Origin of the sequence: Shewanella sairae, assembly GCF_023283535.1 — a bacterium.
Taxonomy (GTDB): Bacteria; Pseudomonadota; Gammaproteobacteria; order Enterobacterales; family Shewanellaceae; genus Shewanella; species Shewanella sairae.
Map to the genome: position 1 here is coordinate 33,424 of NZ_JAKILT010000014.1, position 16,428 is coordinate 49,851.

The window sequence follows — 16,428 nt, forward strand, 5'->3', positions numbered from 1 at the left end:
AGCCTTTTTAATTTTTTTGGGGGGGATATTGATAGTTTACGAGAAAAGTAAAGATGGTTGAATGATTTAACTAACGGATTACACTGACCCTTTTGTTTTAAGTTGGTGAACCAATTGTTATGACTGTGATTAGGGTTTTAGTCGTTGAAGATGATGTCATTTTAAATGATCAGCTCACTGCAATGCTGCAACAAAAAAGCTATTTGGTCGATCAGTGTTTTGATGGCGAAGCGGGCTTACTGCAAGCGGCCACGGATAAGTACCAGCTCATTTTATTGGATGTGATGCTGCCTATTCGAGACGGTTTTTCGTTATTAAAAATATTACGTAAGACCTGCCAAACCCCAGTGATCATGGTAACGGCTAAGGGCGCGGAGCAGGAGCGAGTCCAGGGATTTAGCCAAGGCGCAGACGACTATGTGGCTAAACCGTTCAGTTCTGCAGAGCTGATTTTACGTATAGAAGCGATGCTGCGTCGCAGCTATGCCAAGGAGGCGGATCATCCGCTTCAAGCGTTATCTATTGATAGCCTCCAGCTTAATAGTCGAGCCCAGTCTGTTGAGGTTGCAGGTCAAGCATTAGAGTTTACCCCGATCCAATTCAAACTATTATGGGAGCTCCTACAACACAAAGGTGAAGTGTTGAGTAAGGCCTATCTATATCAAAGAGTCCTCAATCGGAATATCGGTGCATACGACCGTAGTCTCGATATGCATTTGAGCCGAGTTAGGCGCAAGCTCACCGAGGCAAACTGGCCCGGGGAGCGATTGCAAACCAGCCATGGTAAAGGGTATTGCCTACTATGAGCCGTAAACTTTTCTGGAAGCTGTGTTTAATTATCGCTACGGGCGTAGTCGCGCTATTTTATGTGATTAGCCTTTTTATCTCCCGCACTGAAGAGGGCATGAGTTTACTGGCGCTAGAAGATCGGCAAACGCTCAAAGCATGGGGGGAAACAGCTGAAGAATTATATAACCATGGCAGCCGCACAGAGCTGGAACAGTGGTTAACCGAGTTAAAATTACAAGAAAACACATGGGCAGCGGTGGCCAATTATGAAGTTAACCATATTGCCGGCGATGCGCTAAATGACCGATTTAACCAAGGTTATAATTTAGGTCGTAATATCGAATGGAAAGTCCATTTGTACTTTGCCGATAACCCGATAATGGAGCTACCTTTTAAGGATCAGCAAGTCAGCTTTCTCATTCAATTACCTAATCGAATGCGCCCCGGTGATTACTGGCGACAAACTGAAATTACTTTCCAAATTATCTTACCGGCGATATTGCTAGCATTACTTTCGTTTGTTTTATACCGCCATATCATGAAACCGTTAGTGCAATTGCAGCAGGTTACAGGGCACTTTAGTAAAGGGCAGTTTGATATCAGTGCTAAAGCCTTAATGGGAAATCGTAGTGACGAGTTTTCAGAGTTAGCCTTGGCATTTGATAATATGGCGCAGCGGATCAGCGAGCAGATTATCAGCCAAAGGCAGTTAATTGCGGATTTATCTCATGAGCTGCGCACGCCACTCACCCGGCTTGATATTGCGCTTGAAGGAGTAACACACTCCGCGATAAGCACAGAAGTTGTCAACCGCCTTGATATTGCGCTCGAAGGGGGGACACAGCCCGTTATAAATGCAGAGGCCGTCAGCCGAATTGGTCGTGAATCCAAACACATTCGTAAGCTGGTGGAAGATACTCTCATTCTTGCGTGGCTTGAAAATGAGCAGCCGTTACTGAATGAAGAAACAGTCGAGTTGGTGGATCTATTAGATGTGCTTATCGAAGATGCCAAGTTTGAGTTTCCTGATAGAAATATTGTTTACCAACTGCCTAATAGCGCATTAGCATGTCAATCGAATCATCGAGCTGCTGGGCAAGCAATTGAAAATGTATTGCGTAACGCACTGCGCTATACCGCTCGCGGCAAAACGGTGTCGATGAGTATGCATAAAGAGAATAATCACTATCGGATCGACATTGTCGATCAAGGCCCTGGTGTACCAGAGGAGTACCTAACCGCGATTTTTAAGCCATTTTTTAGAGTCGATAAATCACGCACCGCAGATGGCAGTAGCTTTGGTTTAGGTTTAGCACTGGCTAAAAGGCAGCTAGCTGCAATTAATGCTCAGATCCAAGCTAGCAATGAAGTTGTCGACCAAGTTACCACAGGTTTACGTATGACAATTGTGCTGCCCCAATAGGGCTTAAATTGCGGTCAAATGTAACAATTGTAAAATAGCTGTTTTTTAACCCTTAAATGATAATAATTCTCACTACGAATTTGCTGCATTATGGATAAATTATGGCTCCCACCCTGTCAGGAAAAAAACTTCACCCACTTGTTGTATCACTTAGTTTAGCTTTTATGGCTGGCAATGTTTATGCGGCCGACGCTGCTGAATCAACAGACTTTGATGATATCGAGTCTGTGGTGGTAGTTGGACAAACAACCAATACCGAAATCACCCCTGAAGAGTTAGAAAAATATCAGGCTAATGATTTGGCGGACATATTTCGCTTTGTACCGTCAGTTTCAGTCGGCGGTTCATTAGGCATTGCTCAGAAAGTGTATATCCGCGGCCTAGAAGACACTTTATTTAATGTCACCGTTGATGGCGCGCCGCAAACAGGCACGCTATTTCACCATATTGGCCGCGTAGCCATTGAACCAGAACTATTAAAAGAGGTTGAAGTACAAGCGGGAGCGGGTGAAGCCACCAGTGGTGCTGGTGCTATCGGCGGTGCAATTCGCTTTAAAACCAAAAATGTTGATGACTTACTTGATTCTGATGAGCGCTTCGGCGGCAGCCTCAAAGCGGGTTACTTCAGCAATGACGGCTATAAAGCCAGTGGTACATTCTATGGCCGCCTAACGGATTCTTGGGGGCTACTAGGCTCTTATGTTTATGTTGATCGCAACAACATGGAAGACGGTGACGGCAATGAGCTATATGGCACATCTGCTAAGCAAAAGTTAGGCTTTTTTAAAGTTAACGGTGAGCTTACAGATAATCAAAACCTAACCATTAGTTATGAAAATAGAAATGAGCAGGGCGAGTTTGGCGCAAGACCTAACTGGCCAACGCTAGAGGGAGACACCTTGTACCCTATGGACGCTGAGCGTGAAACCTTTGTGGTTAATCATCAGTTTCTAGCGAGCGAGTATATTAATTTAGAAACCACCCTGTTTCATACCCAATCCTCAGTAGAGCAAAACCGCTTTGACCGTTGGGGTAAATACGGTGCAGACATGACCACTTATGGTTTTGATATTCGTAATCTCAGTCAGCTTGGGCAACATGCACTGACCTATGGTATCGAATACCGTAAAGATGAAGTCAGCAGTCAATATTTAGCACCTGTTGACGTTTGGCAAAATTGGGCATGGGATCCCTTGGTTGGCAAGTTCAAGGAAGAGGGCGAAGTTAAAGGCATATACATTCAAGATCACTGGCAGTTGACCGCTGACTTATTGTTAAGTTTTGGTCTGCGATACGACGAGTATTCGCTTGAACAAGTGACCTACGGCGATAAAACAGACAGTGATGGTGTGAGTGGCAACATTGGCTTGAATTACGACTTACATGAGAACTGGCGTGTGACCGCTGGTTACGCTCAAGCGATGCGCGGTAAAGAGGTTGGTGATGCGTTTACGTTAGAGCAAGCACCGGGTTGGACATCTATCGACCCTGACTTAAAAGCGGAAGAGGTGGATAATACTGAACTCGGTTTAACTTACCATGATGAATACTGGCAGTTAACGGCAACCGTCTATCAGTCTGATATCGACAATGTTATTTATGATCAGCTTGGACGCGGCGTGTATTTTGAAAATGTCGGTAAGCTAGAAACCAAGGGCTTTGAGCTAAGAGGTGTGTTTGCTTATGAAGATTGGCGAGTGCAAGCCAGTTACAGCAACAATGATGCTGAGCTAAACGGTGAAACGGTTGAAGGCTATGAGCATATAGGTTTAGCCAATGCCCGTGGCGACACCTTTGGCTTAAATGTTAATTACACCCTAACCGATACCATTCAAATGGGCTGGAATGCTAATTATGTTAGTTCACTAAATGACATTGAAGTACTGCAACGCGGTGTGGATATCGGTTGGATAGATCAAACTCAGTTTATCGATAAGCCTAGTTATCAAGTACATGATATTTATGTGCAATGGTTACCGTTTTATGACGAAACCTTAAACATTAATCTTGCGGTGCAAAACTTATTTGATGAGCAATATCGCGATCACTCAAGTGTTGGTGATTACAACCATGTTGCTGGTTGGGAAGGGGTAGCTGGTCTGTATGAAGCAGGGCGTGATATTCGTTTGTCGCTTGGCTATCAATTTTAACAAATAGCTTGGTTATTTTAAGGGTAAGCAAGTTTCTTTGCTTACCCTTTTGTTTATGGAAACAATATGAAAGCAAAGACACGATTGTTATGGATGAAATTGCATGCCTATTTGGCATGCTTTTTCTTGCCCATTACCTTGGTTTATATCGTTACTGGCACACTTTATATGTTCGACATTAAAGGCAAAGTGGCAGATGAATTTGAATATGCCGTAAGCTTACCCGCAGGTTGGCCAGCCGCTGAAGCACAAGCTTTACCTATAGTGAATGCTTTTTTGCTCAATAAGCCCCATGCAGCACTGCCTGAAGATTACTATTTTGAGCATGGGAATCATGATTGGTACGGCTACAAACAAGAAGTGATTCTAATTAAGCCCGATAGTGGAAATGCAGCAAAGCTTGTGGTGAAAGAACATGATTTGTTGTTGCAGCTGCTTATTATCCATAAAGGTTTTGCTGGGCAATTTTTTAAATGGTTTTCGATTTTGTTTGCGGCGAGTTTAAGTTTTAGCATTATCAGCGGCGTGGTGATTACCTTACAGCTACCGCAATTAAAAACGCCAGCTTTGTATAGTATTTTAGCGGGGGCGATAACGATTGTTATTGGCTTTGTTTTATAAGTATTAATAGGCTGTTGTTAGCAGAAAGAAGGGCGAGCCCTTCTTTCTATTTTACGATTACTTCTCTATCAGCAATCGGCCTTTAACCCACACCTTACAGATGTTCTGACGGTTATTGAGGGTAATGATCTTCTCTAACTTGTCTTTAGCGCTGTCCATCTCATCAATAATAAAGATATTGCTGTCTGCAACTGCTGTATCAACCACTAAGGCATCAAACTCAAACCCTGGCTGGAACAAACCCACTTTAGCATCAATCGCTTGTCCACCACCGACGGTTGCCATCCAGTAAGACTCTAAAAATGAGATACGACTGCCACTTTCGCCGCGAGTATCGGCTGCTAGGTAAGTTGAAGTACCGTCTTCTCGCACGCGTGAGTGGTTAACAGCATCAAGGCAAGTGTGGAAGATTGATGGGATCGGCGCACCTGCTAAATCACTGCCTAGGCCGCACTTTAGATCCTTATCTAAGATCTCGCGGGTCTGCATTGCGGCATTGGCAAAATACATGTTTGATAACGGGCAGTGGGCAATACTGGCGCCGGTTTCTTTAATGATGGTGTGATCGGCTGGGGTTAAGAAAATCGAGTGTGCAAGAATGGTTTTGTTGGTCATTAAACCAAAATCACGATAGATCTCTGCGTCGGTTTTGCCATACATCTGCTGGCTATAATCTCGCGCCCAGTCGCTTTCTGAGCAGTGGGTTTGTACGTGGCATTGGTATTTCTGAGCAGTGGGTTTGTACGTGGCATTGGTATTTCTGAGCAAGCTCACCTAGACCTTGTAGCATCTCACTGGTGCAACTTGGTACAAAGCGGGGGGTTAACACAGGCGAGACTAATTGTTGCTCATTACCCTCAAGGGCAATTACCTCTTGCACGAATTGTTCAGTCTCTTTTAGCGCTTCGGTAGTTGAATGTTCAATATAAAATGGCGGACATTGGCTTGCTTCATCCATATTCACTTTACCAACAAAGCCACGTTGACCTTGCTTTAAACATTCGCGAGCCAGCTCAACAGAGCTGTCTTTATGAATAGTGGCAAAGTACACCGCGCTGGTGGTGCCGTTAGCAAGAAGAGACTTCACTAAGCTTGGATATATTTGCTTGGTAAAGTCCATGTCAGCAAATTTGGCTTCTAATGGGAAAGTGTAATCTTGTAGCCAATCGTAAAGCGGCAAATCTAAGCCTTTACCCGCTTGTTGAAATTGCGGCGCATGCACGTGCAAATCAACCATGCCAGGCATTAAGTACTGAGTTGAAGAGAGTTCGATTAGCTGATTGTTGCTGGATAATGTGCTGACTTGCGCTTGGAAGTCTGCATCAGTTTCGGTTGTAACTGAAACGATAGTGCCTTGGTTATTCACCTGAATTAATGCTTGTTGGGCGTACTCAAAATCACCTTTGGTTGGGCAATGAAAATATTGTCCTAGAACTGCAAATTTAATCTCAGACATCTTGCTGTATCCATCTTTTTTGTGTGTAGGGTCTATGCCGCGCGAGTATTACATGAGCACATCGAAAGTTAATAAATTAAACCGTGAAGTGTGACCAAGCTAATAGACTAAATAAGCATGCGCTTAAATTACATGCAGTTGCTTATCTCCTTGAGGGCACCCGCGATTTTGTTATTTATGCTGCAGTCTTTTAATCTTTGGCTATGATCTGTAAAGTACGCCGCATAGTGTATGCAGGGCTAAAAGCCTTGTAGTTGATGGCTTTCATAAATAGCTGTTGTAGATAGCGCAGATAAGAGTATTAACGATGAGTGACGAGCAAAACGTAATTGATAACCTAGACGACCTAAGACGCTTTTTAGTTTCAGTTGAAACCGGTGGTTTGGGTCTTCAAGGTGTGGAAGGGGTTGGCATGGCAACCAACAATGCTGATGGACGTCACTTTGTTGCCGTGTTTGATGCTAACCATAAACTGTTGCACGCACGTTGGGTAACCGATGAAGTGTATGAGACAGGTAAAGAGATGGTACGCGATGGCGTAATGGGCAAGCACTAAGCACTCGCTTATTGTTATTTTTATTGCCATTGAAGCCTAAGCATTATGCTTGGGCTTTTTTATGGCGATAAAGCGAGTGTCACATACAAAACTTTAATTCTGCTCTCAGTCTTTTAACCAAGGTGAGATTATACTTCTGCGCGAATTTATGGATAGAAATGTTCCCTACCAAACAGTGCTATTCAACCTAAACATGCGCCATATTAAAATGAGAAAGGCCTTTTGATGCAAACCGCTGAATACTTTATTGAACACCTTGAGTTAGAACAACATATCGAAGGCGGTTATTTCCGCTCATCTTATCGCTCAGATCAAAGCTTTGACGACACTCGTACATTATGGACTAGCATTTACTTCTTATTGCGCACAAATGAGGTGTCGAATTTTCACCGCTTAACTGCTGATGAAATGTGGTACTTCCACGCTGGTGAGTCATTGACGATTTATATGATTGACGAGCAAGGAGCGCTAACCACCGCGCAGCTTGGTCTTGATTTAGCAGCCGGTGAACGCCCACAATTTTTAGTGCCTAAGGGCTGTATTTTTGGCTCAGCGATGAATAAGCCCGGTTTTTCGTTAGTGGGCTGTATGGTGTCGCCAGGTTTTACTTTTGACGACTTTGAGCTGTTTAGCCAAGAAACCTTACTCACTGATTACCCGCAGCACGAAGAAGTGATTAAGCGTTTAAGTCGCTGTGGTGTTGGCAGCTAAGTTTAAATCTGTTGATAAACATAACGCCAGTAAAGACTGGCGTTATATTTAGGTAAGCATATACAGAGTCATTAAGGCTTTTTACTTAGCACTGCATCTATATCAGCTGCGCTATGGCGCTCGCTGAGTTGCTCCCATTCTTCGCCAAATGTGCGATTTACGATGCGGCCACGCTGCACAGCGTCACGCTGTTCAACTTGTTTTGCCCAGCGCAGCAGATGTGGGTAACTGGCGACATCTAAAAACTCTGCGGCATTGTATAAGTTGCCTAGCACCAAATTACCGTACCAGGGCCAGATGGCGATATCGGCAATACTGTATTCATCGCCGCCAATATATTGATTGTTAGCCAGCTGCTTATCGAGCACGTCTAGCTGACGCTTTGTTTCCATGGTAAAGCGGTTGATTGGATATTCGAACTTTTCTGGTGCATAAGCGTAGAAGTGACCAAAACCGCCGCCAAGATATGGTGCAGAGCCTTGCAGCCAAAATAGCCAGTTCATCACTTCGGTTTTAGCAGCTAAATCTTTCGGTAAAAAGTGACCAAACTTTTCTGCTAAATACAGCAAGATATTGCCCGACTCAAATACACGAGTTGGTGTACCGGTTGAAGTATCAAGTAGCGCTGGGATTTTGGAGTTTGGGTTGATATCGACAAAACCCGAGCCGAACTGATCGCCTTCGCCGATGTTGATGGTGTAGGCATCATACTCTGCGGCAGTAACTCCTTTTGCGAGCAACTCTTCCAGCATGATAGTCACTTTTTGACCATTAGGCGTAGCTAGCGAGTGCAGTTGTAATGGATGCTCACCATTTGGCAGTGCTTGCTCATGCCTTGGGCCTGAATCTGGGCGATTAATACTGGCCCATTGACCACCATTTTCATTATCCATGGTCCAAACTTTTGCCGGTGTGTATTGGTTTGTCATGTCATATCCTATTGGTTTTAGGCTGTTCTTAAAATCGAGCAGTTTGCCTGTTTATGGTTTAACTGGCTTAACAGTATAGATATCGGGTCTAAAAACGGTTTTAAAACCCTAATTCTGGTTAATCTATATAACCCTTTAATCTGATTGAGATGGCTTTCGACTAAAACTCTCAATAAAATTTAGCAATAAAAAATGCCAGTCAGATAACTGACTGGCATTTTAGATTACTCGATAAGTATTAGCTGATTACCAAATACGTACGCGCTGATCTTCTGGTAGATACAGCTCATCACCTGGCTTAACGTCAAATGCTTTATACCATGCATCGTGGTTACGTGGTGCTTGTGCACGGTAACGGCCCGGTGCATGAGTACCTGCACGCAGCTGATTGAGCATGCTTTGTTCAGTGCGCTTTTCTTTCCATACTTGTGCCCAAGCTAGGAAGAAGCGTTGATCGCCGGTAACACCATCAATTACTGGTGCTTCTTTGCCGTTAAGGCTTAACTTGTATGCGTGGTAGGCCATTGAAAGACCGCCCACATCACCAATGTTTTCGCCTAGACTGTTACGACCGTTAACGAAGTTTTCTGGGATTGGTTCATACTTGCTGTACTGGGCGGCAAGCTGATCGGCTTTGGCTTCAAATGCGGCGCGGTCAGCATCGGTCCACCAGTTACGTTGAATACCGTTAGCGTCAGACTTTGAACCTTGGTCATCGAAACCGTGGCCCATTTCATGGCCAATTACCGCACCAATACCGCCGTAGTTTACTGCTGGGTCGGCATTAGGATCGAAGAACGGAGGTTGCAAGATAGCTGCTGGGAACACAATCTCGTTAAACGAGCTGTTGTAGTATGCGTTAACACGTTGTGGCGTCATGCCCCAACGATTACGGTCAGTCTTTTTAAGCTCTTTAGCGACGCTATCGGCATTAAAGAACTGACGTAGGTTTTGAATATTACCGACTAGGTCCTTGTTGGTGAGCTCTACGCCATCAAACTCTTGCCATACATCTGGGTAACCAATTTTCGGGTTAAATGCGGCAAGCTTAGCGTGGGCGTTAACTTTGGTTTCTGCGCCCATCCAGTCTAGGTCGTCAATACGCTCGCCCATTGCGGTACGTAAGTTTTCAACTAGCGCTGCCATTTGCTGCTTAGAAGATTCTGGGAAGTAACGTGCAACGTAAACTTTACCAATCGCAAAACCAAGAGATTGAGTGCCAGACATTTCAGAGATTGCACGCTTCCAACGTGGACGCGGCTCTTGCTGACCACTTAGGGTCTTGCCGTAAAAGCCAAAGTTAGCGGCGTAGATATCTTCAGATAGTAAACCTGCATTGTTGCTTACCGTATGGAAAGTTAAATAGTCCTGCCAAACCTTTAATGATTCAGTGTTCACCAACTTAATCATGGCTTTAACTGGATCAGGTTGAGAGATATTTAGCTGAGGAACCTTGTAGCCAGTTTGCTCGAAATACACATCCCAATCGAAACCTGGGTACTCTTTAGCGAGATCACTACGCTTCACTTGGTTTAGCGTTAGGTCGCGGTTACGACGCTTTTCACGTGGCCATTGGCCTTCAGCCATCTTAGTTTCTAACGCTAGAATTGCCTCGGCGCGAGCTTGACCATCTTTAATGCCGGCAAAAGCGAGCATTTCGGCAATATGGCTAACGTATGCTTCACGGATTTTGACAAAACGCTCAGCATCTTCAAGGTAGTAAGAACGGTCTGGTAAACCTAAACCACTGGCACCAATCGACATTTCATACTGGTTAGGGTCTAAACGGTTAAACCACATGCCGCCAGCAATTGGTGAGCTTGCGCCAGTTAACCAAGATGCACCGAAGACTTTAGTTAAGTCGTCAGTTGATTTAATAGCATTGATTTGATCAAGTGTGCCTTGAATAGGCGTGATACCCAGTTTATTGATGGTATCTGTGTCCATGTAAGCTTGATAAAAATCAGCGATGAGCTGCTCTTCAGCATTTAGGTCGCTGCGGCTAGCGATGTCATCGATAATTTCTTTAACTTGCTTTTCACTGCGCTCAGCAAGACCGGTGAATGCGCCAAAACGTGTTTTATCAGCAGGCATAACGTAGTTGTCATACCAAGTGCCGCTGGCATACATAAAGAAATCATCACCAGGTTTTACGGCTTCATTTCGTGCAGTTAAATCAACACCAAAACTACCTAGTTCTGCTTTAGTTGCTGCAACTTTAGTGACTTCATTTTTGGCTTCGTTGTTTACATCTGATGCGCCACAACCCGCTAAAAATGTGGTTGCTAGAGCAATAGCTATTAATGACTTTTTCATTTTTATCCTTTCTTCCTTGTCAATCTTTTATCGTTTTTCTAACGGTTTTTATTATGATTTTCAACCCAGCATATCATGAGTTTTAACTCAGTTATCTTCTAGGATTGGCATAAAATGTCAACTAATGAATTGTTAACAGGTTTGTTTGGCGGGATGGGAAATGAGGGGGGTAAAAAAATAGCAGCCTATTGGCTGCTATTAATGGTGTTGATTAAGCAGTGGCTTGTTTATTCACCCGCTTGGTTTTTTTCGCAAATATGCGGCGGTAAAAAGTAACCGCGCTAAAGAGTAAAATCATACAGCCAATGACAGATACTGAAGTGATAAAAATCACATAGCTTAATGACATATTTAACGCATCGTGCAGTGGTCTGACAAAGCTAGCAACTTGGCCTGATAAGGTTCTATCGCTGTGCTTAAGGGCATTTTTGATGATGCCTTGCTCAAAACTCATGGTCATGCGGTCAGCTTCACGTAACCACACATCGTTATGGCTATCAAAACGAATGCTGTAATTAAGTTCAGTAGGCGTTTCGCCTTTCTTCACTCGCGGCTTGCTAATTGCCACTAAGTTTGATTCAGGCCATAGCTCTTGTGCTGTTTGTAGCTGGCTTTGCCAGTTACTGGCTTGACTCACTGGGTAGCTGATTTCAGCCGCAGGCTGTTTAAGCGCGCCAACCCATAAGCTTTTATAGGTAATTAAAAAGCCGCTAATGCATAAGATGAACAATGGTATAGAGATAAATAAACCGAGTTGAATATGGCTCTTCACTAAACTACTTGAACGTGTGTCAGTAGGAATACTTTGCTTTAATCTAAAGCCTTTACGCACACGCCACCATAGATAAATACCGACTAATGTGACAGCGCCACCAAGCAGTGATGCCCAAGCATTGATGTACTTACCGCCAAAGTCTTCTAGCAAGAAGTTACGATGTAACCAAAACACTGTGCGGTAGCCAGGGATGTCGCCAAATGAACTGACAGATAGCTCGTTTAGTTCACTGTCTAATGCAATACTTTTACCGCGTGTGGCTGCTTGAATATAAGGCGTGTGCTCAGTTGGAAAACGCACTGTGCTCATTTCAGGATAACGTTCGAATAGTGTTTCGACGGTATGGGCTTTTTGCTCAATAGACAATGGCGCATATTGCTGGCCTTTATCATCGAGTCGTTTGTACATATCCACGCTACCTAGATATACGCCAGTAGTAAGTACGATAAGCATGGTAATACTGATGAAAAATCCCACCCAATTATGGAACCATTTTAAAGCGGCTACTGCGTTCATATTTACATTCTCAATGTAAGTCTAGGCAAATGTTGGTCCAAGACAAAAAAGGGATACCTTAAGTTTTATGCTATAAACGTATTGATTTTTATATTGTTTTTAGCGAAAGGAATAAGTTAGATAAAACTTGCGAGAATGGTAATCAATCTCACTTTTAACTGCAATTAAAGAAGTGTAAAGACGCGTGATAGGGTTAACAAATTGCTTAAATAGCAAGCCCGCTATTCGCGGGCTTGAAAGGTGGGAAGTATTTACTGGGTTAGACATTGGCCCACTTTTTGTGGGTTTAGCTCTGAGGTCGCAATGTACTGACTGCCCATACAAGCTGTGTAATGACTGAAAAACTCCCTCAGTTGCTCATTCATCGGTATTGCAGAGCGTTGCTTGATCATGATTAGTGCCTCTTGTAAGCATTGAGACTTAAACGGTTGCATGCTGATAGCACAAGTTTGGGTATCGCTAAAGCCAAAGCACTGTTGATACTTATCTTGCTCACAAAGATAATATTCACCTCGGGTGATTAACTTTTCGAGCGTTAATCCTTGCTCAATAACCTTATTTTTTTTGCCCACACTGCTGGGCTTTTCATCCATATTTACCAGCATAAAAGACTTCTTAGCGACAACTGAGTCACGATAAAGGATCTCTAATGTCCAGCGACCTGTTACAAGCTCATGAGGCTCACCGAAATACCACATGGCTAAGTTTTTATCATGCTTAAACATGGTGTCGGTCCAACTTGAGCTAGTAAAGCCCTTGCCACTCTTAGGATCGACAATTTCAGGGTGAGTCATACGCACGGTTATTGGGAACTGACTTTGATTCTTAATAACTGGATCAATTTGACCTTGAGCATTTTTCGGTAAGCTTACTGAATATCTATAGCCTATGTATTGACCTAAGGTTGGCGTGGCTAATTGGCTGGCAGCCACATTATATTGAGTGCCTTTTTGGCTAATTGTACCAGCCTCTATAATGCTCACTCTTGGTGAGATTAAATTGGATAGCGATTGTTGTTCATGAGCAGCTTTATTGCTGATATCTAACGGTGTACCTTCAATTGAGATAACTTGCGGAAAATGCTCCTCATTGAGGGTTAGCTGCTGTAGTGGGTTATTGAATGCAATTACTTTCTGTAGCTGAGTATAAGCGGAGATATCTAAGCTGGTAATACGATTACTATTAAGCTCAATTTCTTTTAAAGGAGAGTTCGAGTTTAGCTTAAGCTCATCAATTTGATTGTAATCGGCTTTGACTTTGATCAGCTGCGGGTTATGGCTGAGATCGAGCTGCTTTAGTTGGTTATTTCTAACCGAAACGACTCTTAGGTCGGGATGATACTCTAAGTTGAGTTCATTCAGTTTATTGCTAGATAAATGGAGATGCTTTAGTTTAGGGTTATGCGATAAGTCAATGGTTTTTAATGTCCCAACAGGCAAACTCAAGGCCTGTAACTCTAAATTTTTAGACAGATCTATCTCGGTAAGTTGATGATTACTTAAGCCAATATCTCGAAGTTTTGGCTGTGCTGATAAATCAATATCGCTCAATGGCAGCTTATAAGCATAAAGGCTTTTTAATTTAGGATTGCTGCTGACATTAATAGAGCTGAGTTTATTTCCTGATAAGTTCAATGCAGTAAGGTTAGGGTTATTAGACAGGTCGATATTCGTTAACTGATTATCGGCAAGAATAAGCCTATCGAGTTGTTCAAGTTCGCTGATATCGATATGGGTTAGCTGGTTATCGAGTAATATCAATGTTTTTAGCCCAGGCATAAAGCGGATTTCATCAACATTACGTATTTGTTGAGTATTACATTGAAGTTCGGTGATCTGAGCTAGATTTTTGATTTCAGTTTTTTGTACACATTTTGCGAATTGAGGGTCTGTAAACTCGACTTCACTGACAAGCTTTGGTGCTTGGGTTAATGCACAGCCCCCTAAGCCGAATAGGCTTGAGCTAAGTATGGCGATAGTTAACTTGAATGCTCTCATTGAGTCCTTGTCCTTTGCCTGTTGTTAGTAAGCAACATAATTAGTTAGCAATTGGTATAAGGCGGGCAAACTAACATAAAGCTGTAGTTGTGCAGTGCAAGCATCTGAATTACTTGAACTCGATCGAGAAATATCATGGGATAAAATAAAAATGGAGCCAAAAGGCTCCATTTTTATTTTATTGCGAACGATGGATTACTTATTTGCGTCACGAATATCCATAATTGGCATTGCGCCGTCGCCCATCATGGTTGATGGCAGTCTTCCATCCCATGCTTGTGCTTCAGTTAACTTTACAATTAATGGGTTATTCTTAAGTGCTTTAGCTTTTGCTTCAATCGCTTGGGCTTCTGCCTTACCTTTAAGCAAGATTGATTGCGCTTCAGCTTCAGCCACTTTTAAAATACCTTTTGCACGTGCATCAGCGGTATTTACCGCGCGCAGAGCTTCTAAACGTTGGCGCTCAAGCTTGTGTTCTTCTGCGGCCGCGAGGTTTTTCTCGGTCTGCTTAATTTCAATCGAGTTGATGTACTTTTGCGGCAGAATGATATTTTCAATTTGGATGTTATCAACAATAACAGGAAAACCTTCCATCTCTTCAGCCAAGCGACGTTCGATACCTTGAATGGCGCTGGCTCTGTCTTGTATTAACTGCTCAGCTTCAAATTGAGGAATGGTGTCTTTGGTTGCCGAGCGAAAGCGCGGGTCGAGAATTCGTTGCTCGAACTGAGTTAAGCCGCCATAGCGTTTAAACAGATCAAGTGCAGCTTCTTTATTTACCGTCCAGTTAACTGATACCTCGATGGTTACTGGCATTTGTTCTTTAGTGCTCGATGCCATTTTCTCGGCATTCTTACGAGTACGCACTTCGATCATTTCAACGGTTTCAATAAAAGGGATTTTGAAATGTAAGCCAGGATTTTGCTGATCTTTGGCCTCACCGAAGCGTTTTACCACGCCGACATGGCCTTCAACAACGATAAAGTAAGAGTTAAAGATTGCCACGATAATCAATAAAATTGGCAGAATCTTTAACAATGAAAATGATTTTGTAAGTTGAGTAAGTTTTGAGTTTTTTTGCAGCATTTTGATATCCTTTCGAAATTTGCGCTGCAAAGATACCAGCAAATGCTAACGGGTGAAACAATTGTGTTTAATTGGTTGCTATTGTGTTGCTTTGGTTGTTGTTTTAGAAGAGGGGAAGCGGCATCAATCGCGTACAGATGATTTAGATGCCGTTATTAAGGGGGCTTAACCGTTAAAGTGGTTTAATTGCTGGTAAAGCGCATCTTTTAATACTGCTCTGTCATGTTTGAGTTGGTGCATCGCCTCATCATCAATTGGGGCACCTCTTAGTTCTAAATTGCGGATTTCTTTATCCAGTGCATTGTAATGTTTAGTGTCTTTTGCAAAAGCCTCATCACTTTGACAAAGCTTAACAATTATATCTTGGTACTCAGGAAACTCATGAATAAGTGAGTGATCTTCGCCTAACATATCACCCCCTAAAATAGTGAATGGACAGTATTGTTGCTTAGATAAGTAAAGCCAAACCTTAGGTTAAATACAAGGTTGTGTGGGAGAGAGGACGAGAATGATATTTTACGAGTGAAAATGCCTGCGCTCACGCAGGCATATATGAGGTGCGTATATTATAAAGTACGAATGCGTTTGATTTCTTCCGCATCAATACTCAAAGATTCTAAGAATTTTTGATGTTCTTCCGGCTCAAGTTTTTCAAATGTTTGATGCCAGCGTACCATTGCAGCTTCATCAAAGCCTGCTTCAATCATGATCTCAACCCAGCGCTGTTTGTTTACCATTTCGTTCTCCAATAAATCAGGGGCTTTCAATAAAATGACAATAGCCCGCTGTTGCTGTCTAAGTTTGGCGACCTCTTGCTCAAGCTGATTAAAATGCTCTTTTAACAGCTGAGGTTGCTCAAGTGCGTTTTCTTCGTTAAGTAAGGTTGCAATACTGGCTACCGATAACCCATACGCACGATACGACACTATTGCGGCTAACTTTTTATCTTCAGCCTCGCCATAATATCGATAACCATTATCTGCTCGTAACGCCGGTGTGAGCAGCCCCTCTTTCTCATAATAGAGCAGTGTGGTTCGAGAGATGTTGGCGCGTTTTGCAAGTTGGGTAACGGTATACATATTTCATCCTAGCTTTGACGACAG

Annotated in this window: 15 protein-coding genes; 6 read left to right on the forward strand and 9 right to left on the reverse strand. The window is 43.0% G+C overall.

The window, feature by feature from the left end:
* Positions 1-119: 119 nt before the first annotated feature.
* From L2748_RS08000 to L2748_RS08015, 4 genes are all read left to right on the forward strand, one after another.
* On the forward strand, positions 120-806 hold the full coding sequence (locus tag L2748_RS08000) for a response regulator transcription factor (RefSeq protein WP_220779186.1): 687 nt from the start codon (positions 120-122) through the stop codon (positions 804-806).
* Positions 803-2,212: a sensor histidine kinase gene (locus L2748_RS08005; RefSeq protein ID WP_220779185.1), complete on the forward strand. Its 1,410-nt coding sequence runs from the start codon at positions 803-805 to the stop codon at positions 2,210-2,212. The genes L2748_RS08000 and L2748_RS08005 overlap by 4 nt, the downstream gene beginning before the upstream one ends.
* Positions 2,213-2,313: 101 nt before the next feature.
* On the forward strand, positions 2,314-4,362 hold the full coding sequence (locus tag L2748_RS08010; protein ID WP_220779184.1) for a TonB-dependent receptor: 2,049 nt from the start codon (positions 2,314-2,316) through the stop codon (positions 4,360-4,362).
* Between the two features lie 66 nt (positions 4,363-4,428).
* Positions 4,429-4,983, forward strand: coding sequence for a PepSY domain-containing protein (locus tag L2748_RS08015; protein WP_220779183.1), 555 nt, complete (start codon positions 4,429-4,431; stop codon positions 4,981-4,983).
* 57 nt (positions 4,984-5,040) lie between these two features.
* Here the strand turns inward: L2748_RS08015 and L2748_RS08020 are convergent, their stop codons facing one another.
* Together L2748_RS08020 and L2748_RS08025 are read right to left on the reverse strand one after the other, a co-directional pair.
* Positions 5,041-5,643, reverse strand: coding sequence for an amidohydrolase family protein (locus L2748_RS08020; RefSeq protein WP_420833305.1), 603 nt, complete (start codon positions 5,641-5,643; stop codon positions 5,041-5,043).
* A gap of 7 nt (positions 5,644-5,650) precedes the next feature.
* Positions 5,651-6,439, reverse strand: coding sequence for an amidohydrolase family protein (locus tag L2748_RS08025; RefSeq protein ID WP_248957680.1), 789 nt, complete (start codon positions 6,437-6,439; stop codon positions 5,651-5,653).
* Between the two features lie 307 nt (positions 6,440-6,746).
* Between L2748_RS08025 and L2748_RS08030 the strand changes: the two genes are divergently transcribed.
* Together L2748_RS08030 and L2748_RS08035 are read left to right on the forward strand one after the other, a co-directional pair.
* On the forward strand, positions 6,747-6,995 hold the full coding sequence (locus tag L2748_RS08030) for a hypothetical protein (RefSeq protein ID WP_220779182.1): 249 nt from the start codon (positions 6,747-6,749) through the stop codon (positions 6,993-6,995).
* Positions 6,996-7,220: 225 nt separating this feature from the next.
* Positions 7,221-7,706 carry a cupin domain-containing protein gene (locus L2748_RS08035; protein ID WP_220779181.1) on the forward strand — a complete coding sequence of 162 codons (486 nt, stop codon included), beginning with the start codon at positions 7,221-7,223 and terminating at the stop codon, positions 7,704-7,706.
* Between the two features lie 71 nt (positions 7,707-7,777).
* On the opposite strand, the gene yghU is transcribed toward L2748_RS08035, so the two are convergent.
* The 7 genes from yghU to L2748_RS08070 form a co-directional block, all read right to left on the reverse strand.
* The gene (gene yghU / locus L2748_RS08040; protein ID WP_220779180.1) at positions 7,778-8,635 is read right to left on the reverse strand and encodes a glutathione-dependent disulfide-bond oxidoreductase; all 858 of its coding nucleotides are present in this window, start codon (positions 8,633-8,635) and stop codon (positions 7,778-7,780) included.
* Positions 8,636-8,881: 246 nt separating this feature from the next.
* Complete coding sequence (locus L2748_RS08045; protein ID WP_220779178.1) at positions 8,882-10,951, reverse strand: M13 family metallopeptidase; 2,070 nt, start codon at positions 10,949-10,951, stop codon at positions 8,882-8,884.
* Positions 10,952-11,162: 211 nt separating this feature from the next.
* Positions 11,163-12,242 carry a PepSY-associated TM helix domain-containing protein gene (locus L2748_RS08050; RefSeq protein WP_220779177.1) on the reverse strand — a complete coding sequence of 360 codons (1,080 nt, stop codon included), beginning with the start codon at positions 12,240-12,242 and terminating at the stop codon, positions 11,163-11,165.
* Between the two features lie 251 nt (positions 12,243-12,493).
* A complete protein-coding gene (locus L2748_RS08055; protein ID WP_220779176.1) occupies positions 12,494-14,239 on the reverse strand; it encodes a DUF3859 domain-containing protein in 1,746 nt (581 codons plus the stop codon).
* 195 nt (positions 14,240-14,434) lie between these two features.
* The gene (locus L2748_RS08060) at positions 14,435-15,325 is read right to left on the reverse strand and encodes a prohibitin family protein (protein WP_220779175.1); all 891 of its coding nucleotides are present in this window, start codon (positions 15,323-15,325) and stop codon (positions 14,435-14,437) included.
* A gap of 165 nt (positions 15,326-15,490) precedes the next feature.
* Positions 15,491-15,736 (reverse strand): HP1242/YdcH family protein, encoded by a 246-nt coding sequence (locus tag L2748_RS08065; protein WP_220779174.1) that lies wholly within the window; start codon positions 15,734-15,736, stop codon positions 15,491-15,493.
* Between the two features lie 155 nt (positions 15,737-15,891).
* Entirely contained in the window at positions 15,892-16,404 is a 513-nt protein-coding gene (locus L2748_RS08070; protein WP_220779173.1) for a MerR family transcriptional regulator, read from the reverse strand.
* Positions 16,405-16,428 lie beyond the last annotated feature (24 nt).

Coding starts and splice junctions, on each gene's coding strand:
- L2748_RS08005 (WP_220779185.1), top strand. CDS start 803: ATGAGCCGTAAACTTTTCTGGAAGCTGTGTTTAATTATCGCTACGGGC.
- yghU (WP_220779180.1), bottom strand. CDS start 8,635: ATGACAAACCAATACACACCGGCAAAAGTTTGGACCATGGATAATGAA.
- L2748_RS08025 (WP_248957680.1), bottom strand. CDS start 6,439: ATGTCTGAGATTAAATTTGCAGTTCTAGGACAATATTTTCATTGCCCA.
- L2748_RS08070 (WP_220779173.1), bottom strand. CDS start 16,404: ATGTATACCGTTACCCAACTTGCAAAACGCGCCAACATCTCTCGAACC.
- L2748_RS08010 (WP_220779184.1), top strand. CDS start 2,314: ATGGCTCCCACCCTGTCAGGAAAAAAACTTCACCCACTTGTTGTATCA.
- L2748_RS08065 (WP_220779174.1), bottom strand. CDS start 15,736: ATGTTAGGCGAAGATCACTCACTTATTCATGAGTTTCCTGAGTACCAA.
- L2748_RS08000 (WP_220779186.1), top strand. CDS start 120: ATGACTGTGATTAGGGTTTTAGTCGTTGAAGATGATGTCATTTTAAAT.
- L2748_RS08020 (WP_420833305.1), bottom strand. CDS start 5,643: ATGTATGGCAAAACCGACGCAGAGATCTATCGTGATTTTGGTTTAATG.
- L2748_RS08030 (WP_220779182.1), top strand. CDS start 6,747: ATGAGTGACGAGCAAAACGTAATTGATAACCTAGACGACCTAAGACGC.
- L2748_RS08015 (WP_220779183.1), top strand. CDS start 4,429: ATGAAAGCAAAGACACGATTGTTATGGATGAAATTGCATGCCTATTTG.
- L2748_RS08035 (WP_220779181.1), top strand. CDS start 7,221: ATGCAAACCGCTGAATACTTTATTGAACACCTTGAGTTAGAACAACAT.
- L2748_RS08045 (WP_220779178.1), bottom strand. CDS start 10,951: ATGAAAAAGTCATTAATAGCTATTGCTCTAGCAACCACATTTTTAGCG.
- L2748_RS08055 (WP_220779176.1), bottom strand. CDS start 14,239: ATGAGAGCATTCAAGTTAACTATCGCCATACTTAGCTCAAGCCTATTC.
- L2748_RS08050 (WP_220779177.1), bottom strand. CDS start 12,242: ATGAACGCAGTAGCCGCTTTAAAATGGTTCCATAATTGGGTGGGATTT.
- L2748_RS08060 (WP_220779175.1), bottom strand. CDS start 15,325: ATGCTGCAAAAAAACTCAAAACTTACTCAACTTACAAAATCATTTTCA.